The organism is Pseudomonas sp. GW821-FHT12A04 (assembly GCF_058807755.1).
Window position 1 is genome coordinate 1 of the sequence record NZ_JBXAQZ010000023.1, and the last position, 26,167, is coordinate 26,167.

The window sequence follows — 26,167 nt, forward strand, 5'->3', positions numbered from 1 at the left end:
TCATTTCAACGCGTTTGGCCATGATCGAACCGGCAGTGCCGCCGATCAGCAGGCCGACGATCACGTAGACGATACCGGCCTGGGCCCCGCCTTGTTCAAAAGAGAGCGCAGCCAGCTTGTAGATCAAGCCGATAGTGGTGAGGATCGCCAGGCCCATGCCGAGCATGCCGAACAGGTTGCCACGGCGCGACGTGGTGGGGTGCGAGAGGCCCTTGAGCGCCTGGATGAAGCAGACCGAGGCGATCAAATACAGGGACGTAACCAGGTTCATGCTCATGCTTGCTGCACCTCAGCCTTGACTGCTTCAGCCTTGGCGGCCGGAGCTTTTGCCGGCGCTTTCTTCTTGAACATTTCCAGCATGCGGCGGGTGACCAAAAAGCCACCGAATACGTTCACCGCGGCCAGGGCCACGGCCAGGGTGCCCATGGTCTTGCCCAGTGGCGTCACGGTCAAAGCCGCTGCCAGCATGGCACCGACGATCACGATCGCCGAGATCGCGTTGGTCACCGCCATCAACGGGGTGTGCAGCGCAGGCGTGACGTTCCAGACCACGTGGTAACCGACATAGATCGCCAGCACGAAGATGATCAGGTTGTAGATACCGTCAGAGATCAGCATGTCTTCCATTGTTTTTATCCTCAGCCGTTCTTGCGCACGATCTGGCCGTCGCGGCACATCAGGCACGCGGCGACGATATCGTCTTCAAGGTTGATCACCAGTTGTCCTTCTTTATCGAACAACAGTTTCATGAAGTCCAGCAGGTTGCGGGCGTACAGCGCCGAAGCGTCAGCCGCCACGGCGCTGGCCAGGTTGGTCGGGCCCACGATGGTCACGCCATTTTCGACGACCACCTGGTCGGCCACGGTCAGCGGGCAGTTGCCGCCCTGGGCGGCCGCGAGATCGATGACCACCGAACCCGGTTTCATCTGGGCCACGGTTTGCGCGCTGAGCAGCGTCGGCGCCTTGCGGCCGGGAATCAGCGCGGTGGTGATAACGATGTCCGCCTGCTTGGCGCGTTCGTGCACAGCGGCGGCCTGGCGCTGCATCCAGCTGGCCGGCATCGGGCGGGCGTAACCGCCGACACCCACGGCGCATTCACGCTCTTCATCGGTCTCGTAGGGCACGTCGACGAACTTGGCGCCGAGGGATTCGATCTGCTCTTTTACCGCAGGACGCACGTCAGACGCTTCGATCACCGCCCCCAGGCGTTTCGCCGTAGCGATGGCCTGCAAGCCGGCCACACCGGCACCCAGAATCAGCACGCGCGCCGCTTTCACGGTGCCCGCAGCGGTCATCAGCATTGGCATGAAACGCGGGTAGTAGTGCGCGGCCAGCAACACGGCCTTGTAGCCGGCGATGTTGGCTTGCGACGACAGTACGTCCAGGCTCTGGGCGCGGGAGGTGCGCGGCGCGGCTTCCAGGGCAAAGGCGGTAATGCCGCATTCGGCCATTTTGGCGATGGTTTCATTGCTGAACGGATTGAGCATGCCCACCACTACGGTGCCGCTCTTGATCAGGGCGAGCTCGCTGTCGCTGGGCGCGACCACCTTCAGAATCAGCTCGGCAGCAAACGCATCGTTGGCGCTGCCAATGCTTGCGCCTGCCGCTTCATAGGCACTGTCGACAACGCTGGCATTAATGCCGGCGCCGCTTTGTACAGTGACCTTATGGCCCTGGCCGATCAGCTTCTTGATGGTTTCCGGGGTTGCAGCAACCCGTGTTTCACCGGTCTGGGTTTCGAGAGGAACACCAATGTGCACGTCAAATCTCCTGCGTGATCTTATTGAGTAAACCCATGCACTACGGATGAATGGGGCGGCAGGGACGTCCTGTCAGCACGATTGCGCCAAGTCGAAACGATCAATCATTCGAACACTGGCAAAAGTCGATTCGTTTCGTGCCTGGTCGAGCGCTGTCAGTGGTTTAGTTGACGACTGCTGCGTAGTCGCGAGCGTTGCCGGTTTGCGACTCATTTCAGAGCCGGAACGCTCGTCGCTTGGTGGAACACCAAAGTACTCGCGATAGCACTTGGAAAAGTGTGGTGTGGACACGAAACCGCATACATACGCCAGCTCAATGATCGACAATGATGTTTGCTTAAGCAGTTGTCGCGCTCGAACAAGACGTAACCTTAAGTAGTAGCGTGACGGCGTACAGTGAAGGTATTTCTGAAATAGCCGTTCTAGCTGTCGACGTGACAGATCCACGTATTCTGCAAGGTTATCCAGGTCGATCGGTTCCTCGAGATTGGCTTCCATCAACGCGACGATCTCCTGCAGCTTAGGCTGATGAGTTCCCAGCACATGCCTGAGCGGAACCCGCTGATGGTCCTGTTCGTTGCGTATGCGCTCGTAAACAAACATCTCAGAGATGGCTGCGGATAGTTCACGACCATGATCGCGACCAATCAGGTGCAGCATCATGTCCAGCGGCGCGGTGCCGCCCGAGCTGGTGAAACGGTTTCGGTCCAGGGTGAAGAGACTCGCGCTGATGCTGACTCGCGGGAAAGCTTCCTGCATGGCGGCCAAAAATTCCCAATGCACGCTGCACTCGTAGCCGTCGAGCAGCCCGGCTTTGGCGAGCGCCCAGCTGCCGGTGCACACACCTCCCAACCGTCTGGATTGACGCGCCAATGCTTGCAGCCAGGTAATGTGCTCGCGGGTAATCACGTTCTGGATTCCAACACCACCGCACACGATTACAGTGTCCGCCACTAATGGATTGTTCCACGAAGCATCCGGAGTGATCGGCACGCCGTCACTGGCCCAGACAGGCTCTCCATCGGGGCTGAACGTATGCCAGCGATATAGCTCTCGTCCCGACAACTGATTGGCCATGCGCAGTGGCTCTACTGCGGACGCCAGGGAAATAAGTGTGAATTTATCCAACAGCAGAAAACCAACGGATTGAGTCGTACCGTCGGACACGGTGGAGTTCGATGACATCGTGGTCATGTCCTCACAGAGAGCGATTACGGCCTGAGACGCAGGAGCTGGTAATACTCCCCAGCATTGGCGCGGGGAGCAGGTTTGGCGCAAATACCTCCTTGGTTTATCCCACTGACGTCACCCTCGCAGCCTGCGCAGGGTGACGGGACGTCACAAGGCCGATAAAGGAAATCGCCAGCGCCAGGCCAATGGTTGTGCTGACTTCGGTACGGTGCTCCGGGGTGATCATCATGACTGCCAGCGCTGCGCAAATGAACGCAATCACCAGCCACGTCAGCCATGGAAACAGCCACATGCGAAAGGTCAGCTCAATGTTCTGCCGACGCAACATCCGGCGCATGCGCAGTTGCGACACCGCAATGGCCAGGTACACCAGCAAGGCAATCGCGCCGGAGCTGGCCAGCAGGAAGTTAAACAGCCCGGCGGGCATGAAGTAGCTCCACACGGTGATCGCCGCGCCCAGCACGGTGCTGGCGATGACTGCTGCACGCGGCACGCCCTCGGAGGAGGTCGCCTTCAGCGCCTTCGGCGCATCGCCACGACGACCCAGCGAGTACAGCATGCGCGAAGCAATGTAGATCGAGGAGTTCATGCAACTGGCCACGGCGATCAGCACCACCACGTCCACCATGAACTTGGCGTGGGGAATGTTCATGATTTCCAGTGCACGCTGGTAGGAGCCTACCTGGGCGAGCAGCGGATCGTTCCAGGGCACCACGGAGATGACCACGAAAATCGACAACAGGTAGAACACGCCGATGCGCCAAATCACCGAACGCGTGGCCTTGGCAATGTTCTGCGAGGGATTGTCGGATTCGGCGGCGGCGATGGTGACCGCTTCAGTACCAATGAAGCTGAACATGATGGTGATGAAAGCGCCGACTACCGCCGACAGGCCGTTGGGGGCAAATCCGCCATGCTCGGCCATCAGTCCGCTCAATCCGCTGACTTCCCGATCGGGCACCCAGCCCATCAGCACGGCAAAACCCACGCCGATGAAACCGATGATCGCCACCACCTTGGCCATGGCGAACCAGAATTCGAATTCGCCGTACTTGGAGACACTGAACAGATTGGTGATCACCAACGCAATGATCGACACCAGGGCGAACAGCCAGGCATCGATCTGGGGAAACCACTGGTTCAACACATGGCCGGCGGCCAGTGCTTCGATAGGGATCACCAGTACCCAGAACCACCAGTACAGCCAACCGATGGTGAAGCCTGCCCAGCGACCTATTGCCTGGTCGGCGTAGGTGGAGAACGAGCCTGTGTCCGGGTTGGCCACCGCCATTTCACCGAGCATACGCATGACCAGAACCACAAGCAGGCCAGAGAATAGGTAGGCCAGCAGGACGGCCGGGCCAGCAGCTGCAATGGCATGTCCTGAGCCAACGAATAAACCGGCGCCGATAATCCCGGCGATTGACAGCATTGTTACGTGACGAGGCTTGAAGCCCTGTGCCAATTGGCCATTCGAATCCTTGGAGCTCGGGCTAATCATCGGGTTTTTTTCTCTGCTGATCGACATTTAAGCGAAGTGATGGGGGCAACGGATCATCATCGTTTCCTGCTGCCGCTTCCTGAAAGTGGCACCCTTCAAACGCTGCCGTACTTATCAAACCCATCGTCGCGATGTGGTTATTTCCATGAAAAGAGGCGCCACCTTACCCGGCTTGTTCGATAATTCAGTTACCTGTTCACGCCACCTCCTTGCCTGATATCGACACGTGCCAATTTAACGTTCACAGCGAAAACCAATCGGTCACGAATTGGCCAGGTGGAATCATTTTGTTTTTTTGAGGATTCTGCTAAAGCAGCAACGGATGGGGATTGCCTGGAAGGTTTAAGCGGCCGAAAAGGTTTCGGGCCGAGGGCCGCGAGATCTCTGCGGGAAGAGCGGATTGGATGATTACTGCCTGTCGCGACCGGCTGAATCCACAGCCGTTTACTGCCGGTCAAGAAGGTCAGCTGGCGACCTTTTCCCTATAGCGGCGCTTTCAGCTTGGTCGAGGGGTTACCAAATGGTTTTGTAACGGCTCTGAAAAGCAGCACCGATTCCCAAACCCCAGAAACGACAAAGCCCTGAAAAATCAGGGCTTTGTCGTATAAAGATGGCGGAGGCGATGGGATTCGAACTCATGGACCTGTTACAGTCGACGGTTTTCAAGACCGTTGCCTTAAACCACTCGGCCACACCTCCGTTTGCGTTGCGGGCGCCATAATACCTGAATGAAACACACTGTCAAACTCTCTGCATAGCTTGTTACAGAGCGTCTGTTATGATCTTTGCGACTGAACGTTTCAAACCAACAGGAGTGTCGCCATGCGCGAACAGGATTACGCAGTTAATAACAGCGTGCAGGCTGAGCAGCTAGAGGTTAGCCGCGTCCTGCGCAACACATACGGCTTGCTCGCCCTGACCCTGGCTTTCAGCGGTGTGACAGCCTACGTTGCCCAGCAGATGCATGTTGGCTACCCGAACATTTTCGTGGTGCTGATCGGCTTCTATGGTCTTTTCTTCCTCACCAACAAACTCCGTGATTCGGCCTGGGGCCTGGTGTCGGCATTTGCCCTGACCGGTTTCATGGGTTTCCTGCTTGGCCCGATCCTCAACCGTTACCTGGGTATGCAGGGCGGCGCTGAAGTGGTCAGCTCGGCTTTCGCGATGACGGCGCTGGTGTTCGGCGGTCTGTCGGCGTATGTGCTGATTACCCGCAAGGACATGAGCTTCCTCGGTGGTTTCATCACGGCAGGCTTCTTTGTGCTGCTGGGTGCGACGCTGGCGAGCCTGTTCTTCCAGATCAGCGGCCTGCAACTGGCGATCAGCGCAGGTTTCGTGCTGTTCTCCTCGGTCTGCATTCTGTTCCAGACCAGCGCCATCATTCATGGCGGCGAGCGTAACTACATCATGGCCACCATCAGCCTGTATGTATCGATCTACAACCTGTTCGTCAGCTTGTTGCAGCTGTTCGGCATCATGAGCCGCGATGACTGATCCTCGGCCTTGAACTAAAAAACCCGCTCAGGCGGGTTTTTTATTACCACAAATCCAGGCCTACTCTGTAATGACGATGCTGCCGTCGGCTTGTTGGCGGTAGATGGTGTAGGGTAACAGCAGTGTGTCCATCGCCCCGGACACGACCACGTCGAGCAGCACGATAGCGGGGGCGGGACCATGTACCTGCGCATCCCGGCCGTCTTCGAGGGGCGCGTTCAGGTAGCAGAAGTCGTAGGTCACGCCGCTGTAGATTCGCGGTACCGCGCCGCAGTAACTCTTTTGCTCCTTGAGACTTTTCGAGGCCACTTCGTCACTGCGCACAACCGTCTGAATCGTGCCGCAACCCGCCAACATCATAGCCACCAGTAGTATTGCCTGAGTTTTCATGCCGTCAATCCTTCGCCGGAAACCCTCAATCTACTTCAGTCTGAAACAAATATCACTCACGCCATGGGCGGCAACCGGCGCTTGACCGGGGTTTTCTTGACGATCGCCGTATTGGTTTCAGCGTGGGTGTTGAGTCGGTCGAGCAGGGTGTCCAGTTGTTCCATCGAGCGCACATGCAGGCGCGCGATGAAACAGTCGTCGCCGGTGACCTTGTCGCACTCGGTGAATTCGGGAATGGCCATGATTTGCCGCTCCACTTCCTGCAATTGCCCCGGCAACGGGCGAATACGCACGATGGCCTGGAGTTGATAGCCGAAGCATTTCGGGTCGATTTCAACGGTGTAGCCCTTGAGCACGCCTCGCTCTTCCAGGCGGCGCAGACGCTCGGCAACACTGGGGGAAGACAGGCCGCTGATTTGCGCCAGGGCCTTGAGCGAGCGTCGCGAGTCCTCCATCAGCGCCGTGATCAGCAGCTGGTCGATGTCATCGGTCATGGCAAAACCCTCTGTTAGGCATTTTTCCAAAAAGGCCTTGATAAAAAAGGCAGATCCCGAGTTTAGCCTGCTTTTTGCTCTGGAGTAGCCCCTGGGGGCATTGGCATACTTTGGCCACAAACACAGGAGTCTGATGATGGACAAAACCCTACGCCGCGGTTCGTTCGAAATGACGGCCGCCATGCTGATCTCCGGCACCATCGGCTGGTTCGTGCTGGTGTCCGGGCAACCGGTGCTGGATGTGGTGTTCTGGCGCTGCCTGTTCGGTGCTGGCACCTTGCTGCTCATTTGCGCGGCTTTCGGCTTTCTGCGCCCCGGCATTCTGACCCGCACCACGTTCCTGCTCGCAGTGCTCAGCGGTGTGGCGATCGTCGGCAACTGGGTGCTGTTGTTCGCGTCCTATTCCCGGGCGTCGATTGCCATCGGCACCGCCGTCTATAACGTCCAGCCGTTCATGCTGGTCGGGCTGGCGGCGTTGTTCCTCAACGAAAAGATTACCGCGCAGAAACTGACCTGGCTGGGCGTTTCGTTTCTCGGGATGCTGGCGATTGTCAGTGCCCATGGCAGCCAGGGCGAAAGCGGCAGCGATTACCTGATGGGCATTGCCTTGGCGTTGGGCGCGGCGTTTCTCTACGCAATTGCCGCGTTGATCATCAAGCGCCTGACTGGAACCCCACCGCATTTGATCGCGCTGATCCAGGTCAGCACAGGCGTGCTGTTGCTCGCGCCCTTCGCGAATCTTTCGGTGCTGCCCCAGGCGCCAAGCGCGTGGGCCAGCCTGGTGACGCTGGGTATGGTGCACACCGGCGTGATGTATGTGTTGTTGTATGGCGCGATTCAAAAACTGCCGACGGCGTTGACGGGCGCGCTGTCCTTCATCTACCCGATCGCGGCGATTTTCGTCGACTGGTTTGCCTTCGGTCATCGCCTGGAGCCACTGCAATGGATTGGAGTCGCGGCGATTCTGTTGGCCGCTGCCGGCATGCAACAAGGCTGGTCGCTGAAGTTTCGGCGCACGGTGACGCCTTGAGTGCCAACCAGGAGCGTCAGATGTTCCAGCGCGGCGCGCTCTTGGCCAAGCGCTGGCGCATCTCCCCGACGTTGGCGGCCAGTTGTTGGGTCAGCAAACGATACCCGTCCAGCGTGTTGTAGACCGGCGCATCAAGGCTGACAAGCGGCACATCCACGGGGCGATTGAGCCGCTGGGCGGCGCCTGATTTCAACGCCCGGGCCATGCCGATCAATTGCACGCGAATTTGTCGATGCTCGGCTTTCAATGCCGTTTGCATCAGCGACATCGCCTCGAGGTCATTGGCATCCGGTCGGGTATTGCCGAGGATTTCCAGGGTGCTGACGCACATGCGCAGGTTGCGCTGAAGCGCATCGAGTTCGGTCATGGAAATCTTCACTTCCTTGGACACCGAGGGCATCAGTGAGCGAAGTTGCACCATCGCCGCATTCAGGCGAGTCATGAGCTTGAGGTGTTCGTCGGCGGTGATGGCCTGGCCGTCAATGATGCGCCCGTAGACTTTCGCGCAATCACGCAGCGCATCGGCCAGGTTGTAGCGCCAGGAGTAAACCGCGTACAGCGGCAGGGCAAAGGAAAACGCCAGGGCCAGGGCAATGCCGATCAGGATATCCACCCCGCGCCACAAGCCATCGGTGACCGGGTTGTCGCCGTGCCCCGCGACGATGAACACGGTAATCGCCGACAGCAGCGCCGTGTAACCACCCTTGCCGATGGCGTGATACGAGAAAAACCCGCAGACCACCGACATCGCGAAATAGGTCAGCCAGGGCATCCCCAGCCAAGCCTGTTGTGCCACCAACACCAAGCCGACACCGGCGCCGATCAAGGTACCAATGGCGCGCTCGGCGGCTTTCTTGCCGATGTTGCCGTGGTGCTGCAAGCCGCCTATCACCACCAGCATGGTCACCGACGCCCACTCACCGTGGGGCAGATGGATGCCGGTGGTCAGCAGGATCGTCGCCAGCAACCCGAGCGACACCCGCACCGCATGGATCACCCGGGCATGGCGGTAGCGCCGGTACGGGTCCAGCAACGGACGCAGCAATCGGCGCAACAGCGGTGGCAATCGTTGGGCTCTGGATGTACTCAGGCTGGCTCTCCTCAGAAGATGTAGTCGGTGGTCAGGAAGCTCGAACTGCGGCCGCTGATGATCTCGCTGATCAGGTCCTTGTTGGTTTCCTGGAACTTGGTGGCTACCAGGGTGCGGATCGAAAACACCCGCAGTGCGTCATGGACCGACAAGGTGCCTTCGGCCGAGTTCTTGCGACCATTGAAGGGATAGGTGTCCGGGCCGCGCTGGCACTGGGCATTGAGGTTGATGCGCCCGACCTGATTGGCGAAGGTGTCCACCAGCCGGCCAACCGCCACCGGGTTGGTGCCGAAGATGCTCAATTGCTGGCCAAAGTCCGACTCCAGTACGTAGTCGATCACGGTATCCAGATGACGGTAGGGCACGATGGGGATGACGGGACCGAACTGTTCTTCCTGATAAACCCGCATCTGCAGCGTGACCGGGTACAGCACCGCCGGGTAGAAGAATGACGCACGAGCCTCGCCACCGTTGGGGTTGACTACCTTGGCGCCTTTGCTTTCTGCATCCGCCACCAGTGCATGCAGATAGTCGACCTTGCCCGATTCCGGCAGCGGTGTCAGGGCTACGCCACTTTCCCAGGGCATGCCGGGTTTGAGGTTGGCGAGCCTGGCATTGAATTTGTCGATGAAGGACTCGACCACGTCTTCATGGACAAACAGGATCTTCAGAGCGGTGCAGCGCTGGCCGTTGAATGACAGCGAACCGGTCACCGCTTCACTGACCGCGTTGTCCAGATCCACTTCCGGCAGGACGATGCCCGGGTTTTTCGCATCCAGGCCCAGCGCCGCGCGCAAGCGGTGGGGTCTCGGATGGAGTTTTTTCAGGTCACTGGCGGCCTTGTTGGTGCCGATGAAGGCAAAGATGTCGATCTTGCCGCTGGCCATCAACGCACTGACCGTCTCGCGGCCGCTGCCGTAGATGACGTTGATCACCCCGGTCGGAAAGCTGTCGCGGAAGGCCTCCAGCAGCGGGCGAATCAGCAGCACGCCGAGCTTGGCCGGCTTGAACACCACGGTGTTGCCCATGATCAGCGCCGGGATCAGCGTGGTGAAGGTTTCGTTCAACGGATAGTTGTAAGGCCCCATGCACAGGGCCACGCCCATCGGTACGCGACGGATCTGGCCGAGGGTGTCCTGTTCCAGTTCGAAACGGCTGGAGCGGCGGTCGAGTTCCTTCAGGGCGTTGATGGTGTCGACGATGTAGTCGCAGGTGCGGTCGAACTCCTTTTCCGAGTCCTTGAGGTTCTTGCCGATTTCCCACATCAGCAACTTGACCACGGCGTCGCGCTGCTCGCGCATGCGCCCGAGGAAGGTTTCGACGTGCTGGATGCGTTCGGCCACGCGCATGGTCGGCCACAGGCCCTGGCCACGGTCATAGGCGCGGACTGCGGCGTCGAGGGCGGTCAAGGCGGTGTCGGCATCCAGCAGCGGTGTGCTGCCGAGGATCACCTGTTCATCGCCATTCGGGCCTGCCAGGTACACCGGGCTGCGGACCAGGGCCAGCGGCCCGTTCCAGGTTCTGAGTTGGCCATCGACCAGGTACTCGCGCTGCTCGGTCTGGCCGTCAAGGCGGTACTTTTCCGGGATCTCGGCGGGGCTTGGGAACAGGTTCTGGAGATTATTGGCTGTGGTCATGTCGCTACCCCTCTGGATTGGCTGATGCACTGATGAATCGTTTTAGCAGACCTCAGCAACGCTTGTCATGACTCATCTCAGGGTTTTGCCGAACAGCATGATGTCCGGGGACTTGTCGGTGCCTTGCGTCATGGCCTCAGAAGCGCCCCTTGTTGGCCCCCAATGCCCTCAACCTGCCCGCGCGGGGTGCCTTAATGTTGACTCTCCTTGATCACAACAAAAAAGTGCACCCGGCTGGCCGGGCAGCCATTGAGAGGACAGCCATGCGGGCAAGCCGATTAACTGAAAAGCCTAGCCTTTGTTTGGTCTTGGTGGGCTGTGTCTTTGCGGCGTTGCTTGCAGGGTGCGGCAAAGAACCGAACAACCCGCCGAGCCGCAGCGAAGCAAGTGCCGCGAGGCCCGCCGACGTGGAACTCGCGCAGGTCTACGACAACAGCTGCAAGCTTTGCCATGCCAATCCAGCGGCCGGGGCGCCGCTGACCGGCGATATCAAGGCCTGGCAGCCACGGGTATTACAGGGCGCCGACACGCTGCTCGATCACGCGATCAACGGTTACAACGGCATGCCGCCGATGGGGATGTGCATGCAGTGTTCGCAAGAACAGTTCCTGGCGCTGATTGCCTTTATGTCCGGCCAGCAAATCCAATAACAAGAACGGCAGGGTGCGATTCATGACGATGGACCTGACACGGCGTCAGTTGTTGCAACGTGCGAGCGTCATTGGCGCCTTTACCGCGCTCGGCTCAACGCCGGCACTGGCCGAGCTGCTGCGCGCGCCACGCCTGATTCCCTGGCGCAACTGGTCGGGAGGCCAGAGTTGCCTGCCGGCGGCGCGGTTGGCGCCCAAGAGCCTGGATGAGTTGACGCAAGTGGTGCGCCAGGCCCCCGGCAAGATTCGTCCGGTGGGCTCGGCGCATTCCTTCAGTGCGCTGGTACCCACCGACGGCACCTTGCTGTCGCTGAGCTATTTCTCGGGTTTGCTCGATCACGATGCGAAAACCCTGCAAGCCGAGTTCGCCGCCGGCACGCCGATGTCACGTATGGGCACGCCGCTCAAGGACATCGGCCAGGCCCTGCAAAACATGGCCGACATTGATTACCAGACCCTTGCCGGCGCGATCTCGACCTCGACCCACGGTACCGGCAAAGACTTTCAATCGTATTCGGCGCATGTCTGCGGCTTGCAGTTGGTGGCCGCCAACGGCGACGTGCTCGACTGCGATGCCAGCCGCCATCCTGAGGTGTTCAGTGCCGCGAGGGTGTCCCTGGGCGCGCTGGGCGTGGCCACCAGGGTACGCCTGCAAAACCGCCCGGCGTATCGATTGCGGGAGCGCCAATGGATCGCTAAAACCGAAGAGTTACTGGAAGACCTGGACAAGAACACCCGGGAAAACCAGCACTGGGAAATGCTCGTGGTGACACATTCCGACTACGCCTTGTCGATCGCCCTGAACGAAACCGGCGACCCGGCTACACCACCGGTCCCGGCGGATGAGGAGGGCGGCAACGAGTTTGTCACGCTGATCGAGAAGATCGACAAATACGCCAGCGACTTCCCGGACCTGCGTCGCACGATGCTCAATAACTTGCGCCACCTGGCCAGTTTCGATGACCGGGTGGGTGACTCGTTCGACATCTATGCCAACGTGCGCACGGTACGTTTTAATGAAATGGAATACTCCGTGCCGGCCGAATACGGCCCAGCCTGTTTGCGCGAGATCCTCAAACTGATCCAGGACAAGGACCTGCGCACCTGGTTTCCGATCGAGTACCGTTACGTCAAGGCCGACGACATTCCCCTGAGCATGTTCGAAGGTCGCGACAGCTGTTCGATCTCGGTCCACCAGCATTACCAGATGGATCATCACAACTTCTTCGCCGCCATCGAGCCGATTTTCTGGAAATACAACGGCCGGCCGCACTGGGGCAAGTTGCACACGCTGAATGCGAAAAACCTGCAGCCGCTGTACCCGCGCTGGCAGGAATTCATCCAGGTGCGGCAGGCGCTCGACCCCAGCGGCAAATTTCTCAACGCGCACTTGTCATCCATTCTGGGGGTGAGCTGATGGCCGTCAATCGCCGCAATTTCTTGCTCGGCACCGCCGGTGTCGGCGCCTTTTTGGTGGGTGTCGGGGCGTGGCTGCGGCCGGGTGACCGAGGCGCGCCGTACAGCGATTACTTCCTTACGCTGAACCGCGAACTCAAGGACCACGGGCCGATGCGACCGGTGATGCTGATCGACCTTGATCGGCTGGATCACAACATCGATGTGGTGATGCAATCGGTCAAGCGGGCCGGCAAGCACCTGCGCCTGGTGGAAAAATCACTGCCGGCACCGGGGCTTCTGGCCTACATCGCCCAGCGCGCCGGTACGCAACGGCTGATGTCGTTTCACCAACCGTTTCTCAATCATGACGCGGTGCAGTTTGCCGAGGCCGATATTCTGCTGGGCAAGCCACTGCCGGTGCGTTCGGCCGAGTTGTTCTATCAGTCGCACAAGGGACCTTTCGACCCTTCGAAGCAATTGCAATGGTTGCTCGACACACCGCAACGCCTGCAGCAATACCTCGCCCTGGCTCAAGGGCTGGGCACGCGAGTACGGGTGAACATCGAACTGGATGTCGGGCTGCATCGCGGTGGCGTCAGTGACCTTGGCGTACTCGGGCAGATGCTGGCGCTGATCAGCCAGCACCCGCAGCACCTGGAATTCGCCGGGTACATGGGCTACGACCCGTTCGTGGGCATGGGCGTGCCGGGGATCCTGGGCTCGCCCGAGGAGCTGTTCGCCAAGGTGATGGTGATCTACAACCGCTGCGTCGATTTCACCCGTCAGCACTACCCCGGTCTGTGGGGCGAAGGGCTGACCCTCAATACGGCCGGCAGCCCGAGCTATCGAATGCATGAGCACGAACAGCTCAGCAGCGAAGTGTCGGTGGGTACGGGGCTGCTCAAGCCCACTCATTATGATTTGCCGTCACTGGCGGAGCATGTGCCGGCCGCTTTTATCGCCACGCCAGTGCTGAAAAGCACCGGGGCTGTAAACATCCCGGCGCTGGATGGCAAGTCCAGGCTGTTTTCCTGGTGGGACACCAATCAGCGCGAGACGTATTTCATCTATGGCGGTAACTGGATGGCGGAGTTCGAATCGCCAGAGGGGTTGCAGAGCAATGGCGTGTATGGCCGCAGTTCGAACCAGGAAATGGTCAATGGTTCGGCGGCGGCGGGGCTGACGGTGGAGGACCAGGTGTTCTTGCGGCCTGCCCAGACGGAGTCGGTGTTGTTGCAGTTCGGGGATTTGTTGGCGGTTCGGGGTGGGCGGATTGTGGATAGCTGGCCGGTGTATTCCTGAAGTTTTTCAGTGTTTGTTCCGCCGTCATCGCGAGCAAGCTCGCTCCCACAATTTGGAATGCATTTCCCAGTTGGAATGCATCCCCCCCTGTGGGAGCGAGCTTGCTCGCGATGGCGTCAGTTCAGTCAAAACGCATACGGAATGCTGACCTTGGCCCAAAGCATTTCCCCTTCAGGCCGGTTTTCCACGTCGAACTCCTTGGCCCAGCGAATCTCCGCGCTGGCGTATTTGAGAAAGGTCCAGTGCAGCGCCGGACCAATGGCAAATACCTGGCCGCGCACCCCGTCGTCCACGTCCTGGCCATTGAACTGCACGGTGTGGCCGAACTGTTTGTCGTCGGTTGTTTGCTTGAGGTAGTAGCCGTTCAACCCGAGCATCAGGTCGTCGGTGATCTTGAAACTGGCGGAATAATCGAAGTGGAAAATCTGCCCCGACTTGTAGTCGGTGTCCTTGTTTTTCTCGTTGAAACTGTAGGTGGTCTTCATCGACACCTCGGTTCTGTCCGTCGGCAGCCAGGTGAAGGAGAACAACGGTTTGTAGGTGTAGAAGTTGTTGCTGGTGTTGGCCAGGCGGTCAACGCTGTACTCGCCGGTCGGCACGGTGATTTCAATGGCGGCGCCGAGGGTCAGGTTCGGGCCCATGTCCCAGAGGATGATCGGCGCGACCGTGGTGTCGCCCATGCCTTCGCGGGTGTCCTGCAAGCCGAACACCGAGACTTCCTGCTTGAGCCAGGGCTGCGCGATGTAGCCGGCCAGCCGGCCGCCAAACACACGCACCGGGCTGAGGTAATCCAGGCGCGGAATGACCGCCGTGGACTCGATCTCGACGTTCGGCACCTTGCCGCCGAGCGAGCTGATATTGAGCTTCGTGGCTTTGTAGTGGTTGTAGTAGAGGTTGAACGCAACCATGTTGTCCGGAAGGCTGTCGGGCGAAAGCGGCAACATGAAAAAACCGTCGGTGCCGGTGCCGATGTTGTCCACGCCAGTCTCGGTGGCCAGTGCCGGTTGCAGGGCGCAGACGCCGGCCAGGCCAATGGCCGTCAGGGGGAGTGTCGTGCGGGTCGGGATCATGGGTGTACTCATTATTATTGTTGTCGGGCTGTCCGGCATCCATACGAGGGCCGCAACATAGAAATAAGCTGTCTGCGCCCTGCAAGGCAGGGTATTGGCGGCCATTTAGGGGGACTTCTGCGGACAGTCTTTGAGCCCTGTGCTAACTTCCTTCGACATAACCGGTTACAAAAATAAGAATGCAGCTCGACCCGGAATGTATAGCCCCATGCAAATGAAAGTGATCGATCCCACCTTTGAACTGGCGCTGGTGTCGCCGTTTCTCCTGCACACCCTGGCCGAAGTCGCCGAGCAAAAAGGCATCCACCCCGAGAGCCTGTGCCGAGGGTTGGGATTTGACTTTGAAGACCTTCAGGACCCGGCGCAGCGTATTTCCCATCGCCAGGCCGTGGCCATGATTCAACGCGCGCTCAAGGCCTTGCCCAATCAGGGGCTGGGCTTGTGGGTCGGCGCGCAGAATGTGCTCGGCACGCTGGGGTTGTTGGGGCATGTGTTGTCGCTGTGCAAGACCCTGCGCGATGCCTTCGAACTGGGCATTCGCCATCAACACACCTCTGGCGGCATTGTCGTGTCGAGTGTGGAGGAGGCGGGGGATCGGGTGTTTATCGACGTTGAATGCCGCTTGCCGTTCGCCGACGTGCAGTTGTTCGCGGTCGAGGAGTTTTTCGCCAGCCTGCTGGTGTACGGCCGGGCGCTGGTCGGGGCGGATTTCAAGCCGACGGCCGTGGAGTTCGTGCATGCCGCGCCGGACTATCTCGGCGAATATTCGCGCCTGCTGGGGCCGGACGTGCGTTTCGGTTGCCTGCAAAACCGCATGGTGATCGATGCGCATTGGCTGGACGTTCAGTTGCCCAATCATCATTCCCTGGCCCTGCGCCAGGCCGTGAAATTGCTCGAACTGGAAGCCGCGCAGGTGCACCAGAAAATGGATCTGATCCAGGCGGTGGAACGGGCGATTGCCCGGGACCTGACCGAGGGCAGCCACATCGAGAAAATCGCCGGCGACCTGAACATGAGCAGCCGCACCTTGCGCCGCCGTCTCACCGAACATGCGCTGACGTTCGAAACGCTGCTGGAACAAGTGCGCCAGGCCCGCACCATGAGCCTGCTGGCCAACCCGGACATGTCCATCGAACGCATCACCGAGGAAGTCGGCTACAGCGACGTGCGCAGCTTTCGCCGAGCTTTCAGACGCTGGACCGGCAAGAGCCCGAGTGCGTTCCGTAACGAAAGCCCCAGGGTGGTTTGATCTTTTGTGGCGAGCGGGCTTGTGTGGCGAGGGGGCTTGCCCCCGTTGGGTTGCGAAGCAGCCCCCAAAACCTGGCGACTCGGTATGACTGAAAATGCAGGGGAGCGCTACGCGCTCCAACGGGGCGGTGCGGCGATCCGACAAGCCCCCTCGCCACAGAAGCCCCCTCGCCACACAAGCCCCCTTTGCCACAGGTTCCTGGCCTCTGACGGCACACAAACCCTCGTACTCCGGTTAAACTCCATGCTCTTTTTCAAGGAGTTCATATGAGTCATTACCAGCCGGGCATTCTCGCCACCCCCGTTCCGCCTCAAGCTCGCCATATGTTCTTCGCCCTCGAATCCGTTGCGGCACTGCCGGCCGCGCTCGACAACTTGATGCAACTGGTGGACGGGAAATCGGCTGTCGTCGGCTTCGGCGAATCCCTGGTCAAGGCGCTGGATGGGCAGATCGAAGGCCTGCGCACTTTCCCGGCACTGACTGGCGTCGGCGTCGACAATCCGTCGACCCAACACGCGCTCTGGTGCTGGCTGCACGGTGAAGACCGTGGCGAATTGCTCAACCGCAGCAACGCCATCTCGGCGGCACTGGCCCCGGCGTTGCGCCTGGTGCAGATGAACGAAACCTTCCGCCACATGACCGGCCATGACCTGACCGGCTACGAAGATGGCACCGAGAACCCCCACGACGCAGCCGCCGTGACCGCCGCCCTGGTGGGTGAGGGCGCGGACGGCATGGTGGGTGGCAGCTTCGCCGCGATCCAGCAGTGGCAGCATGACTTGAAAGGTTTCCATGGGCTGTCGGCGGATGAAAAAGACAACATCATGGGTCGCCGCTTGAGCGATAACGAAGAGATCGACGACGCGCCGGTTTCCGCCCACGTCAAACGCACCGCCCAGGAAAGCTTTGCGCCCGAGGCCTTCGTGGTACGCCGCTCGATGCCGTGGATCGAAGGTGACCGTGCCGGCCTGATGTTCCTGGCCTTCGGTTTTTCCCTCGACGCCTTCGAAGCCCAACTGCGCCGCATGAGTGGCCTGGAAGACGGCATCACCGACGGTCTGTACCGCATCAGCCGTCCGATCACCGGTGGCTACTACTGGTGCCCGCCGCTCAAGGACGGTCGACTGGACCTGCGCGCATTGCGCGTCGGCTGAGCCGCAAGGAGTGCCTATGAACCTGGTGCGCTGGGGCATGATCGGTTGTGGCAGTGTCGCTGAACGCAAAAGCGGGCCGGCCTTCTACAAGGCGCCCGGATCGGCGTTGGTCGCGGTGATGGGCAGGCGCCTGGAAGCCGTCACCGACTACGCCACGCGCCACGGTATCGCTCGGGTCTACACCGATGCGCAGGCGCTGATCAACGATCCCGAGGTCGACGCGGTGTACATCGCCACGCCGCCCGACAGCCATCACGCCCATGCTTTGCAAGTGGCCGCGGCCGGCAAGCATTGCTGCGTGGAAAAACCGATGGCGCTGAATGCCGGGCAAAGCCGTGAAATGCAGCAGGTGTTTGCCGATGCCGGGTTGCACCTGTTCGTGTCCTATTACCGACGTTCGCTGCCACGCTTCCGGCAAGTGCGGCAATGGCTGGAAGAGGGGCGGATCGGCGAGGTCCGGCACCTGAGCTGGACCCTCACCAAAGCCCCGTCGGCAGCGGACCGGAGCGGCACCGATAACTGGCGCACCGACCCGGCAATTGCCGGTGGAGGTTACTTCGCCGATCTGGCCAGCCATGGCCTGGACCTGTTTCAGTACCTGTTCGGCGATATCGTCGAAGTCGCCGGGTTCACCGCGCGGCAGGCCGGTTTGTACGCGGCCGAAGATGCCGTCAGCGCCACTTGGCGGTTTGCCAGCGGGGCACTGGGGATGGGCTGCTGGAACTTCGTTGCAGACCGTCGCGAAGACCGGGTCGAAGTGATTGGCAGCAAAGGCCGGATCACCTTTTCAGTGTTCGATGAACACCCGGTCGAGCTGCACGCCGATGAGCTGCACGCTGGCGAGCACCTCAGCCTGACCATCGAGCATCACGCACACATTCAGTGGCACCACGTATTGGGCATGAATGCGCATATTCGTGGCGAGACGCAGCACCCCGCCGTGGCCGAGCAGGCGCTGAAGACCGATTGGGTGATGGACCAGATTCTCAAGCGGCACTGATTTCTCAGATCACACACAATCCCCTGTAGGAGCGAGCCTGCTCGCGATGGTCGTCAACGATAACGCTGGATGCCTGACACCCCACGGCGTTCTCGGGTTTATCGCGAGCAGGCTCGCTCCTACAGTTTTGGATTGCGTTGTGCATCTAACCTTATGCGCATTCGGTATTTCTCAACCCTGTCATAACTTATCTAAGATCACGTCATAACTCGTTATAACAAGTGATCTGCCATGACCGATAACGTTCTATCCCTGAGCAGCGTCCCGTTGCACACCCAGCTGCGAGATGTGCTGCGCGCCCGCATCCTCGACGGCGAATACCCGCAAGACAGCCAGATGCCTTCAGAAAGCGAGCTTGGCGCGTTGTTCAAGGTCAGCCGCATCACCGTGCGCCAGGCCTTGGGCGATCTGCAAAAGGAAGGGCTGATCTTCAAGATCCATGGCAAGGGCACTTTCGTCGCCAAGCCGAAAACTTTCCAGAACGTCAGCACCCTGCAAGGCCTGGCTGAGTCCATGACCGATCGCGGCTATGAGGTGATCAACCGCCTGCGCAGCTTCAAATTCATTGCCGCCGACAAGCTCGTGGCCGAGCGTTTGCAGGTCGCCGAAGGGGAGGTCGTGGCGCAGATCAAACGTGTGCGCCTGATCAATCGCGAGCCGGTTTCCCTGGAAATCACTTACCTGCCCAAGGCCATTGGCGAGCGCCTGGAAAAAGCCGACCTGGTCACCCGCGATATTTTCCTGATCCTGGAAAACGACTGCGGCCTGACCCTGGGGCACGCCGACCTGGCCATCGATGCGGTACTGGCCGACAGCGACCTGACCCACGCGCTGAACGTTGAACCTGGCTCGCCAATCATGCACATCGAACGCCTGACCCACGATGTCGACGGTCGGCCGCTGGACTTCGAACACCTTTACTACCGTGGCGATGCCTTCCAGTACCGCCTGCGGATCGACCGGGAAAAAGGGGATCAGGCATGACCCGAAGCACATTGGAGCAGGAATACGACATCGTCGTGATCGGCGGCGGCACCGCCGGCCCCATGGCGGCGATCAAGGCCAAGGAACGCAACCGCGACCTGCGGGTGTTGTTGATCGACAAGGCCAACGTCAAGCGCAGCGGCGCGATCAGCATGGGCATGGACGGCCTGAACAACGCGATCATTCCCGGCCACTCGACACCGGAGCAGTACACCAAGGAAATCACCATCGCCAACGACGGCATCGTCAATCAGGCCGCGGTGTACGCCTATGCCACTCACAGTTTCGAAACGATCGAACAACTGGACCGCTGGGGTGTGAAATTCGAGAAGGACGAAACCGGCGACTACGCGGTGAAAAAGGTCCACCACATGGGCGCTTATGTGTTGCCGATGCCGGAAGGGCACGACATCAAGAAAGTCCTCTATCGGCAGTTGAAGCGCGCGCGGGTGAGTATCACCAATCGCCTGGTCTGCACCCGATTGCTGACGGACGAGGAGGGCGCGGTCAACGGGGTGATGGGCTTCGACTGCCGCACGGCGGACTTCCACGTGATCAAGGCCAAGGCGGTGATCCTCGCCTGCGGTGCCGCCGGACGCCTGGGGTTGCCGTCCTCGGGCTACCTGATGGGCACCTACGAAAACCCGACCAATGCCGGCGATGGCTACTCGATGGCCTACCACGCCGGGGCCGAACTGGCGAACCTGGAATGCTTCCAGATCAACCCGCTGATCAAGGACTACAACGGCCCGGCCTGCGCCTACGTCACCGGCCCCTTGGGCGGCTACACCGCCAACAACAAGGGCGAACGCTTCATCGAGTGCGACTACTGGAGCGGGCAGATGATGTGGGAGTTCCATCAGGAACTGGAAAGCGGCAATGGCCCGGTGTTCCTCAAGCTCGATCATCTGGCCGAGGAAACCATCCAGAACATCGAAGAGATCCTGCACAGCAACGAGCGTCCGAGTCGCGGCCAGTTCCACGCCAATCGCGGCACCGACTACCGCACGCAGATGGTCGAGATGCACATCTCGGAAATCGGTTTTTGCAGCGGGCATTCGGCGTCGGGGGTGTGGGTCAACGAGAAGGCCGAGACCTCGGTCAAGGGCTTGTACTCGGCGGGAGACATGGCTGCGGTGCCGCACAACTATATGCTCGGTGCGTTTACCTATGGGTGGTTCGCTGGCCACAACGCAGCGGATTTTGTCGCCGGGCGCGAGTTTTCAGCGCTGGATGCCCGGCAGATCGAAACCGAAAAACAACGGGTCTACGCACCGCTGGATCGTGAGCACGGCCTGCCGCCAGCCCAGGTTGAATACAAGCTGCGGCGCTTGGTCAACGACTACCTGCAACCGCCGAAAGTGACCAGGAAGATGCAGATCGGCCTGCAGCGCTTCAGCGACATCCAGCGCGATCTCGACCAGATCAAGGCGCACAACGCCCACGAGCTGATGCGCGCCATGGAAGTCAGCATGATCCGCGACTGCGCCGAAATGGCCGCCCGCGCTTCATTGTTCCGCGCCGAAAGCCGCTGGGGGCTTTACCACCATCGCGTCGATCACCCGCAACGCAACGACCGCGACTGGTTCTGCCATTGCCACCTGAAGAAAGACGAGAACGGTTTGATGAGCAGTTTCAAGAAAGCCGTCGAGCCTTACATCATCCCGCTCGATGCCGACGAGATGCAGGCCTACGACCGGCTGCGGGTCGGCGCGGATGCCGCCTGAGCATCACCCAAGAGAGACCGTGAAATGGCCTATCAAGCCCAGGAAATTTTCTTCCGTTCCAACGCCCCCGTCACCGTCGACGAGGACAAATGCATCGCCCACAAAGGCTGCACCGTGTGCGTCGACGTCTGCCCGATGGACCTGCTGGCGATCAACCCGGCCACGCAAAAGGCCTACATGGCGTTCGACGAATGCTGGTACTGCATGCCCTGTGAAAAGGACTGCCCGACCGGGGCGGTGAAAGTGGAGATTCCTTATTTGTTGCGCTGAAACCCAGGACGCTATCGCTGGCAAGCCAGCTCCCACAGGGATTTGCAGTGGGACGAAGATTTCGCAAACACCATAAAAACTGTGGGAGCTGGCTTGCCAGCGATGAGGCCAGTAAAGACGACACAAAAGCCATCCGGCCACCACCGGACGCTCGCTTCAAAACACCCCTCGTTTCCCACCGCGCCCTGATCGCGGCGGAGACGAACATCCAACAAATGATTCGAGGGGAAACACTCATGATGTTGCGTGCAACTTTGGCCGGTCTGGTACTGGCTTCCTTCACCTTGTCGGCGTCAGCCGAAACCATCCGTATTGCCATCGGCACCCAGGACACCACCATCAACTGCGCCGCCGGTGGTCTGTTGATTCGTGAGTTGGGCCTGCTGGACAAATACCTGCCCCACGATGGCCCCTACAAAGACGCCCAATACGACGTGCAGTGGAAAAACTTCACCAGCGGCGCCCCCCTGACCAACGAGATGGTGGCCGGCAAACTCGACTTCGGCGCCATGGCCGATTTCCCCGGCTCGTTCAACGGCGTGGCGTTTGAAACCGCCGGCAAGCACAGCCTGTTTATCAGTGTGCTGTCGGGCAGCACCAAGGGCAGCGGCAATGGCATCGTGGTACCGAGCGCATCGGACGTGCAGTCACTGGCCGAGCTCAAGGGCAAGACCATTTCCGTGCCGTTCGCCTCCACCGCCCATGGCATGTTGCTGCGCGCCGTCGCGGCTCAGGGTTGGGACCCGCTCAAGGACGTGAACATCATCGCCCAGCCGCCGGAAGTCGCCGGCTCCGCGTTGCAGGCCGGCAAGATCGATGCTCACGCTGACTTCGTACCCTTCGCCGAACTGTTCCCGAGCCGTGGTTTCGCCCGCAAGATTTATGACGGTTCCCAGGCCAGCGCGCCGACCTTCCACGGTGCGCTGGTCGATCAGGCCTATGCCAGGCAGTACCCGGAAATCGTCGTCGCTTACCTGCGGGCGAGTATCGAAGCCAACCAGTTGCTGGCGGCTGAACCGGAGAAATACAGCGAGCTGATCGCCAAGGTCACCGGGGTCGATGCCGAGGTCAATTACCTGTTCCATGGCCCCCTCGGAGTGCAGACCCGCGACCTGAGCTGGAAGCCGGAATACCGCCAGGCCGTGGGCACCGCCATCGATACCCTGAAGTTGTTGAAGAAGGCCGATCGCGGTCTCGATCTGAATACCTTCATCGACGACCAATACATCCGCGCCGCGTTCAAGGCGTCGAACCTGGACTACACAGCGCAACTGGCCAACTACGCGCAGACGCCGCTCAAGGCGGTGGATGCGTCGAGCGGCAAAGTCATCACCGACTTCAGCCACGTGGCCGAGATCTGGGTACGCGGTGAACCGAAAGTCCGCCAGTACGCGTCGGCGGAACTGGCGTTCACGGCGTTGGCCGCCCTGAAGCAGGAAGGCAAGAACATCCGCGCGGTGTATGCCCAGGCCAGCGACAGCGGGATCAAGTTGCTGGCGGATCAGGCGTGGTTTGCCAGTGATGCGAAAGGGCGCCTCAGCGCGTTTCTGCTCAAGGGCCAGGCCCAACAGTTCGCCACCGCCCAGGGCGGCAAGGTGTTCGACTTCACCGATGCCACGACCCAGGCCGTGGCTGTTCGCTAACTGACTGACAACACCGTCCACTGTGGGAGCGGGCTTGCCCGCGATGAGGCCAGACCAGTCGATATCAATGTTGACTGATACATCGCAATCGTCGGAACGCCGCCCGGAGCAAGCCCGCTCCCACAGGTTCCCAGGTGAGAGGAAATATTGTGTACGGATCCTGTTTACGATGGCTCCCCCGGGCGGGCTCACTGCTGCTCTGCCTGCTGTTCTGGCAACTCGCCGCCAGCCACCACTGGAACCTCGGCCTGGTGACCTTCGCCAATGTGCCGACGCCGCTTGCTGTGATCGAAGCGGCGCTGGGCCTCGGCGACTCGGGAAAACTCGCGCAGCACCTGGGCAGCAGCCTTGGCCGGGTATTCGCCGGTTACCTCGCCGCGCTGATCATCGGCGTGGCCCTGGGCCTGGCCATCGGTCGCTCGAAATGGGCCGAAGACCTGTTGCTGCCGCCCCTGGAAGTGCTGCGCCCGATCCCGGCGGTGGCGTGGATTCCCCTGGCGATCCTGATGTTTCCTTCGTCGGAACTGTCGATGGTGTTCATCACCTTCACCGGCGCACTGTTCCCGATCCTGCTCAACACCGTGCATGGCGTCGAAGGCGTCGACCCACGGCTGATCGCCTCGGCGAAAAGCCTTGGGGCGGGGCGCCGGGCAATCCTGCTGGAGGTCGTTCTTCCGGGTGCTGCGCCAAGCATCATCACCGGCCTGGCCATCGGCATGGGCACCTCGTGGTTCTGCCTGGTCACGGCAGAAATGATCTCCGGCCAATTCGGCATCGGTTATTACACCTGGGAGTCCTACACCATCCAGAACTACGCCGACATCGTCGTCGGCATGTTGCTGATCGGCGTGCTCGGCATGGGCAGCAGCCTGCTGATAAAGCGTCTGGGTGGGCTGTTCACGCCTTGGCATCGACCGCGAGGAAAAGCCTGATGAGCGTTTTTCAACACCTGGAAGGGCGTATCGATATTCGCGGGCTGTCGATCAGCCTGGGCGAGGGGGGCGCGGCTTTCGAAGCGGTGCAGGGCCTCGAATGCCAGATCGAACCGGGACAGTTCGTGTGCATTCTCGGGCCGTCCGGTTGCGGCAAATCGACTTTGCTCGGTGCTTTGGCGGGGCACCTGCAACCGCGCACCGGCACCTTGAACGTGGATGGCGCGCCAGTGTCGGGGCCATCGCCACAACGCGGCATGGTGTTCCAGCAGCACACCTTGTTTCCGTGGCGCACGGTGCGTGACAACGTGGCGTTCGGCTTGAAAATGCGTGGCGTCGGCAAGGTCGAACGGCACAAGGCAGCGGATGAAATCCTCGCCCTGGTGGGGCTCGAAGGGTTTGCCGGGCGCTGGCCCGACCAGCTCTCCGGCGGCATGCAGCAACGGGTGGAAATTGCCCGGGTGCTGGTCAACCGCCCGCGCCTGTTGCTGATGGATGAACCCTTCGGTGCCCTCGATGCCCTGACCCGGTTGAACATGCAGGAACTGCTGCTGGACATCTGGACGCGCATCCGCACCACCGTGGTGTTTGTCACCCATGACATCGACGAAGCGCTGTTCCTCGCCGACCGCTTGCTGGTCATGAGCTCGCGCCCCGGGCGAATCATCGAAGACCTGCGCCTGGACTTCCCCAGGCCGCGCAGCACGGAGCTGGTGACCCGCCCTGAATTCTCGCACCTGAAGCGTCATTGCCTCGAACTCCTGCGCCACGAAGACGGCCGGCAACTGCCGCGCCTGAATCCGCTCGGCCTTCCCCCTGAAAACAAACTGCCGCGATTTGCCCTATGACCTCACTATTCGATGTAACCGATAACGACGACATTCTTGCCCTGCAACCGCGCCTGACCGATGACGACCCCGGTGTACGCCGGATCGCGTTGATCGAGTTGGCCGATCTTGAGGAACCGGACGGCCTGCTGTGGTTGATTGACCGACTGGCCGAAGATCCGATTGCCGACGTTCGCGCCGAAGCCGCGCGGTTGCTGGAAGCCTGGGAGGACGAGCCTGTGGTCGAAGCGTTGTGCCAGGCGCTGACTGATCCATCCCCGGCGGTGCAGGCGACCGCTGCGCAAAGTCTCAGCCTGCTCAAGAGCGAGGCGGCGGGCCGGGTCATTCTGCCGTGGACCGGGCACGCCGACATCGGCGTACGCATTGCCGCGTTCAGAGCGTTACGCGAGTTGCGTTGCCCCGATGCCGCCGATGCGGCTGCACGGGCATTGGACGATGAAAGCGCGGGTGTGCGCCGCGAAGCGGTGGGCGTGCTTGGCTGGCTCAAGCAACTCGAGGCCTTGCCAGCGCTGGCGCGGTTGGCCAGCGATGACCCGGACACCGACGTGCGGCGTGCCGCCACCGGGGCGTTGGGCCTGGCGTCTGACGCGCAGGTGCTGCCGGCCCTGCGCCAGGCCTTGCGCGACGCTGCCTGGCAAGTTCGCGAAGAAGCCGCCACCACCTTGGGCAAGGTTGGCCACCTCGACGCCGGCCCGGCCCTGATCGACGCCTTGGGCGACGATTACTGGCAAGTGCGCCTGCGCGCTACCCGCAGCCTCGGTCGCTTGCGTTATGGACCGGCGCTCGATGCGTTGATCGACACCCTCGGCCACCGCATCAGCAACCTGCGCAAGGAAGCCGCCTTGGCCCTGGGCGAATTGAACGACCCGCGGGCCGTTGCGGCATTGCAGGCCGCGCAGGACGACGGCGACCCTGAAGTGCGCAAGGCCGTGCGCATTGCCTTGAGTCAACTGCAATGAATCCGCTGGCGGTGGGTAATTCACGGAGCAGACAACAACTGCGCCTGAGTTGGCCGGATGGCCGCGAACAGTGGCTGGACCACGCCGAACTGCGCCGGCAGTGCCCGTGTTCGCAGTGCCGGGCGTTTCGTATGCGGGGGCTGACGCCGATGGTTGATGGGCGGGTTCGGGTTATTGAATTGCACTCGCAGGGGTATGGACTGCAACTGGTGTTCAGCGATGGCCATGAGCGCGGGATTTATCCGTGGGCGTATCTGGCACGACTCACCTCTTGAGTCACTGAAATCCAATGTGGGAGCGAGCTTGCTCGCGATGCGGCCCGGTCAGTCGACACACATGTTGAATGAAAGACCATCGCGAGCAAGCTCGCTCCCACAGGTCACTGGTCCTGCCA

Annotated in this window: 26 protein-coding genes and 1 tRNA gene; 16 read left to right on the plus strand and 11 right to left on the minus strand. The window is 60.7% G+C overall.

The genetic code is table 11. The features are described from left to right. The 6 genes from AC1RS8_RS27040 to AC1RS8_RS27065 form a co-directional block, all read right to left on the minus strand. Positions 1-277, minus strand: a 277-nt coding sequence (locus AC1RS8_RS27040; protein ID WP_493164097.1) for an NAD(P)(+) transhydrogenase (Re/Si-specific) subunit beta, incomplete at its 3' end; no start/stop codon positions are given. After that, positions 274-627 (minus strand): NAD(P) transhydrogenase subunit alpha part 2, encoded by a 354-nt coding sequence (locus tag AC1RS8_RS27045; protein ID WP_057712569.1) that lies wholly within the window; start codon positions 625-627, stop codon positions 274-276. The genes AC1RS8_RS27045 and AC1RS8_RS27040, both read right to left, overlap by 4 nt. A gap of 11 nt (positions 628-638) precedes the next feature. After that, entirely contained in the window at positions 639-1,760 is a 1,122-nt protein-coding gene (locus AC1RS8_RS27050) for a Re/Si-specific NAD(P)(+) transhydrogenase subunit alpha (RefSeq protein WP_102685615.1), read from the minus strand. A gap of 72 nt (positions 1,761-1,832) precedes the next feature. Then, positions 1,833-2,945, minus strand: coding sequence for a choline metabolism transcriptional regulator GbdR (gbdR, locus tag AC1RS8_RS27055; RefSeq protein ID WP_489338648.1), 1,113 nt, complete (start codon positions 2,943-2,945; stop codon positions 1,833-1,835). Positions 2,946-3,051: 106 nt separating this feature from the next. Continuing rightward, on the minus strand, positions 3,052-4,452 hold the full coding sequence (gabP, locus tag AC1RS8_RS27060) for a GABA permease (RefSeq protein WP_489338647.1): 1,401 nt from the start codon (positions 4,450-4,452) through the stop codon (positions 3,052-3,054). 611 nt (positions 4,453-5,063) lie between these two features. Continuing rightward, positions 5,064-5,151, minus strand: a tRNA-Ser gene (locus tag AC1RS8_RS27065). Positions 5,152-5,274: 123 nt separating this feature from the next. Here AC1RS8_RS27065 and AC1RS8_RS27070 point away from each other — a divergent pair. Continuing rightward, positions 5,275-5,946 (plus strand): Bax inhibitor-1/YccA family protein, encoded by a 672-nt coding sequence (locus tag AC1RS8_RS27070; protein WP_057714309.1) that lies wholly within the window; start codon positions 5,275-5,277, stop codon positions 5,944-5,946. Between the two features lie 60 nt (positions 5,947-6,006). Here AC1RS8_RS27070 and AC1RS8_RS27075 read toward each other — a convergent pair whose 3' ends face one another. Both AC1RS8_RS27075 and AC1RS8_RS27080 read right to left on the minus strand, forming a co-directional pair. Next, positions 6,007-6,336, minus strand: a complete 330-nt coding sequence (locus tag AC1RS8_RS27075; protein WP_218497319.1) for a YceK/YidQ family lipoprotein — start codon at positions 6,334-6,336, stop codon at positions 6,007-6,009. A 56-nt stretch (positions 6,337-6,392) separates the two neighbouring features. Next, the gene (locus AC1RS8_RS27080; RefSeq protein ID WP_046038550.1) at positions 6,393-6,830 is read right to left on the minus strand and encodes an Lrp/AsnC family transcriptional regulator; all 438 of its coding nucleotides are present in this window, start codon (positions 6,828-6,830) and stop codon (positions 6,393-6,395) included. Positions 6,831-6,966: 136 nt separating this feature from the next. On the opposite strand from AC1RS8_RS27080, the gene AC1RS8_RS27085 reads away from it, so the two are divergent. After that, the gene (locus AC1RS8_RS27085; protein ID WP_056724342.1) at positions 6,967-7,860 is read left to right on the plus strand and encodes a DMT family transporter; all 894 of its coding nucleotides are present in this window, start codon (positions 6,967-6,969) and stop codon (positions 7,858-7,860) included. A gap of 16 nt (positions 7,861-7,876) precedes the next feature. Here the strand turns inward: AC1RS8_RS27085 and AC1RS8_RS27090 are convergent, their stop codons facing one another. Together AC1RS8_RS27090 and AC1RS8_RS27095 are read right to left on the minus strand one after the other, a co-directional pair. Then, entirely contained in the window at positions 7,877-8,926 is a 1,050-nt protein-coding gene (locus tag AC1RS8_RS27090; RefSeq protein WP_256353513.1) for an FUSC family protein, read from the minus strand. A gap of 35 nt (positions 8,927-8,961) precedes the next feature. Further along, positions 8,962-10,587 carry an NADP-dependent glyceraldehyde-3-phosphate dehydrogenase gene (locus AC1RS8_RS27095; RefSeq protein WP_489338646.1) on the minus strand — a complete coding sequence of 542 codons (1,626 nt, stop codon included), beginning with the start codon at positions 10,585-10,587 and terminating at the stop codon, positions 8,962-8,964. 263 nt (positions 10,588-10,850) lie between these two features. On the opposite strand from AC1RS8_RS27095, the gene AC1RS8_RS27100 reads away from it, so the two are divergent. The 3 genes from AC1RS8_RS27100 to AC1RS8_RS27110 all read left to right on the plus strand — a co-directional run bounded on the left by AC1RS8_RS27100 (position 10,851) and on the right by AC1RS8_RS27110 (position 13,937). Then, positions 10,851-11,237 carry a c-type cytochrome gene (locus AC1RS8_RS27100; protein WP_489340630.1) on the plus strand — a complete coding sequence of 129 codons (387 nt, stop codon included), beginning with the start codon at positions 10,851-10,853 and terminating at the stop codon, positions 11,235-11,237. Positions 11,238-11,259: 22 nt separating this feature from the next. Continuing rightward, the gene (locus AC1RS8_RS27105; RefSeq protein ID WP_489338645.1) at positions 11,260-12,654 is read left to right on the plus strand and encodes a D-arabinono-1,4-lactone oxidase; all 1,395 of its coding nucleotides are present in this window, start codon (positions 11,260-11,262) and stop codon (positions 12,652-12,654) included. 74 nt (positions 12,655-12,728) lie between these two features. Beyond that, positions 12,729-13,937: a DSD1 family PLP-dependent enzyme gene (locus AC1RS8_RS27110; protein ID WP_489340629.1), complete on the plus strand. Its 1,209-nt coding sequence runs from the start codon at positions 12,729-12,731 to the stop codon at positions 13,935-13,937. Between the two features lie 125 nt (positions 13,938-14,062). Here the strand turns inward: AC1RS8_RS27110 and AC1RS8_RS27115 are convergent, their stop codons facing one another. Next, positions 14,063-15,007 (minus strand): SphA family protein, encoded by a 945-nt coding sequence (locus tag AC1RS8_RS27115; protein ID WP_489338644.1) that lies wholly within the window; start codon positions 15,005-15,007, stop codon positions 14,063-14,065. A gap of 208 nt (positions 15,008-15,215) precedes the next feature. Here AC1RS8_RS27115 and AC1RS8_RS27120 point away from each other — a divergent pair, with 208 nt between their 5' ends. The 11 genes from AC1RS8_RS27120 to AC1RS8_RS27170 all read left to right on the plus strand — a co-directional run bounded on the left by AC1RS8_RS27120 (position 15,216) and on the right by AC1RS8_RS27170 (position 26,048). After that, positions 15,216-16,256, plus strand: coding sequence for an AraC family transcriptional regulator (locus tag AC1RS8_RS27120; protein WP_489338643.1), 1,041 nt, complete (start codon positions 15,216-15,218; stop codon positions 16,254-16,256). Positions 16,257-16,522: 266 nt separating this feature from the next. After that, on the plus strand, positions 16,523-17,410 hold the full coding sequence (locus AC1RS8_RS27125; protein WP_489338642.1) for a Dyp-type peroxidase: 888 nt from the start codon (positions 16,523-16,525) through the stop codon (positions 17,408-17,410). 16 nt (positions 17,411-17,426) lie between these two features. Further along, complete coding sequence (locus tag AC1RS8_RS27130) at positions 17,427-18,410, plus strand: Gfo/Idh/MocA family protein (RefSeq protein WP_489338641.1); 984 nt, start codon at positions 17,427-17,429, stop codon at positions 18,408-18,410. A gap of 231 nt (positions 18,411-18,641) precedes the next feature. Then, positions 18,642-19,394, plus strand: coding sequence for a GntR family transcriptional regulator (locus tag AC1RS8_RS27135; protein WP_090455699.1), 753 nt, complete (start codon positions 18,642-18,644; stop codon positions 19,392-19,394). Next, the gene (locus tag AC1RS8_RS27140; RefSeq protein ID WP_489338640.1) at positions 19,391-21,121 is read left to right on the plus strand and encodes a fumarate reductase/succinate dehydrogenase flavoprotein subunit; all 1,731 of its coding nucleotides are present in this window, start codon (positions 19,391-19,393) and stop codon (positions 21,119-21,121) included. The genes AC1RS8_RS27135 and AC1RS8_RS27140 overlap by 4 nt, the downstream gene beginning before the upstream one ends. Positions 21,122-21,145: 24 nt before the next feature. Continuing rightward, a complete protein-coding gene (locus AC1RS8_RS27145; RefSeq protein ID WP_008050632.1) occupies positions 21,146-21,391 on the plus strand; it encodes a 4Fe-4S dicluster domain-containing protein in 246 nt (81 codons plus the stop codon). Between the two features lie 236 nt (positions 21,392-21,627). Further along, a complete protein-coding gene (locus tag AC1RS8_RS27150) occupies positions 21,628-23,034 on the plus strand; it encodes an ABC transporter substrate-binding protein (RefSeq protein WP_489338639.1) in 1,407 nt (468 codons plus the stop codon). A 149-nt stretch (positions 23,035-23,183) separates the two neighbouring features. Next, on the plus strand, positions 23,184-23,966 hold the full coding sequence (locus tag AC1RS8_RS27155; protein ID WP_489338638.1) for an ABC transporter permease: 783 nt from the start codon (positions 23,184-23,186) through the stop codon (positions 23,964-23,966). After that, entirely contained in the window at positions 23,966-24,814 is an 849-nt protein-coding gene (locus tag AC1RS8_RS27160; RefSeq protein WP_489338637.1) for an ABC transporter ATP-binding protein, read from the plus strand. Before AC1RS8_RS27155 ends, AC1RS8_RS27160 begins: the two co-directional genes overlap by 1 nt. Next, entirely contained in the window at positions 24,811-25,773 is a 963-nt protein-coding gene (locus tag AC1RS8_RS27165; RefSeq protein WP_489338636.1) for a HEAT repeat domain-containing protein, read from the plus strand. Before AC1RS8_RS27160 ends, AC1RS8_RS27165 begins: the two co-directional genes overlap by 4 nt. Continuing rightward, the gene (locus tag AC1RS8_RS27170; RefSeq protein WP_489338635.1) at positions 25,770-26,048 is read left to right on the plus strand and encodes a DUF971 domain-containing protein; all 279 of its coding nucleotides are present in this window, start codon (positions 25,770-25,772) and stop codon (positions 26,046-26,048) included. Before AC1RS8_RS27165 ends, AC1RS8_RS27170 begins: the two co-directional genes overlap by 4 nt. Positions 26,049-26,167: the final 119 nt, after the last annotated feature.

What these genes read in the sequence shown, in the direction of transcription:
- AC1RS8_RS27045 (WP_057712569.1), bottom strand. Translation starts at nt 627, where the DNA reads ATGGAAGACATGCTGATCTCTGACGGTATCTACAACCTGATCATCTTC.
- gbdR (WP_489338648.1), bottom strand. Translation starts at nt 2,945, where the DNA reads ATGTCATCGAACTCCACCGTGTCCGACGGTACGACTCAATCCGTTGGT.
- gabP (WP_489338647.1), bottom strand. Translation starts at nt 4,452, where the DNA reads ATGATTAGCCCGAGCTCCAAGGATTCGAATGGCCAATTGGCACAGGGC.
- AC1RS8_RS27070 (WP_057714309.1), top strand. Translation starts at nt 5,275, where the DNA reads ATGCGCGAACAGGATTACGCAGTTAATAACAGCGTGCAGGCTGAGCAG.
- AC1RS8_RS27075 (WP_218497319.1), bottom strand. Translation starts at nt 6,336, where the DNA reads ATGAAAACTCAGGCAATACTACTGGTGGCTATGATGTTGGCGGGTTGC.
- AC1RS8_RS27080 (WP_046038550.1), bottom strand. Translation starts at nt 6,830, where the DNA reads ATGACCGATGACATCGACCAGCTGCTGATCACGGCGCTGATGGAGGAC.
- AC1RS8_RS27085 (WP_056724342.1), top strand. Translation starts at nt 6,967, where the DNA reads ATGGACAAAACCCTACGCCGCGGTTCGTTCGAAATGACGGCCGCCATG.
- AC1RS8_RS27095 (WP_489338646.1), bottom strand. Translation starts at nt 10,587, where the DNA reads ATGACCACAGCCAATAATCTCCAGAACCTGTTCCCAAGCCCCGCCGAG.
- AC1RS8_RS27100 (WP_489340630.1), top strand. Translation starts at nt 10,851, where the DNA reads ATGCGGGCAAGCCGATTAACTGAAAAGCCTAGCCTTTGTTTGGTCTTG.
- AC1RS8_RS27105 (WP_489338645.1), top strand. Translation starts at nt 11,260, where the DNA reads ATGACGATGGACCTGACACGGCGTCAGTTGTTGCAACGTGCGAGCGTC.
- AC1RS8_RS27115 (WP_489338644.1), bottom strand. Translation starts at nt 15,007, where the DNA reads ATGATCCCGACCCGCACGACACTCCCCCTGACGGCCATTGGCCTGGCC.
- AC1RS8_RS27120 (WP_489338643.1), top strand. Translation starts at nt 15,216, where the DNA reads ATGCAAATGAAAGTGATCGATCCCACCTTTGAACTGGCGCTGGTGTCG.
- AC1RS8_RS27125 (WP_489338642.1), top strand. Translation starts at nt 16,523, where the DNA reads ATGAGTCATTACCAGCCGGGCATTCTCGCCACCCCCGTTCCGCCTCAA.
- AC1RS8_RS27130 (WP_489338641.1), top strand. Translation starts at nt 17,427, where the DNA reads ATGAACCTGGTGCGCTGGGGCATGATCGGTTGTGGCAGTGTCGCTGAA.
- AC1RS8_RS27135 (WP_090455699.1), top strand. Translation starts at nt 18,642, where the DNA reads ATGACCGATAACGTTCTATCCCTGAGCAGCGTCCCGTTGCACACCCAG.
- AC1RS8_RS27140 (WP_489338640.1), top strand. Translation starts at nt 19,391, where the DNA reads ATGACCCGAAGCACATTGGAGCAGGAATACGACATCGTCGTGATCGGC.
- AC1RS8_RS27145 (WP_008050632.1), top strand. Translation starts at nt 21,146, where the DNA reads ATGGCCTATCAAGCCCAGGAAATTTTCTTCCGTTCCAACGCCCCCGTC.
- AC1RS8_RS27150 (WP_489338639.1), top strand. Translation starts at nt 21,628, where the DNA reads ATGATGTTGCGTGCAACTTTGGCCGGTCTGGTACTGGCTTCCTTCACC.
- AC1RS8_RS27160 (WP_489338637.1), top strand. Translation starts at nt 23,966, where the DNA reads ATGAGCGTTTTTCAACACCTGGAAGGGCGTATCGATATTCGCGGGCTG.
- AC1RS8_RS27165 (WP_489338636.1), top strand. Translation starts at nt 24,811, where the DNA reads ATGACCTCACTATTCGATGTAACCGATAACGACGACATTCTTGCCCTG.
- AC1RS8_RS27170 (WP_489338635.1), top strand. Translation starts at nt 25,770, where the DNA reads ATGAATCCGCTGGCGGTGGGTAATTCACGGAGCAGACAACAACTGCGC.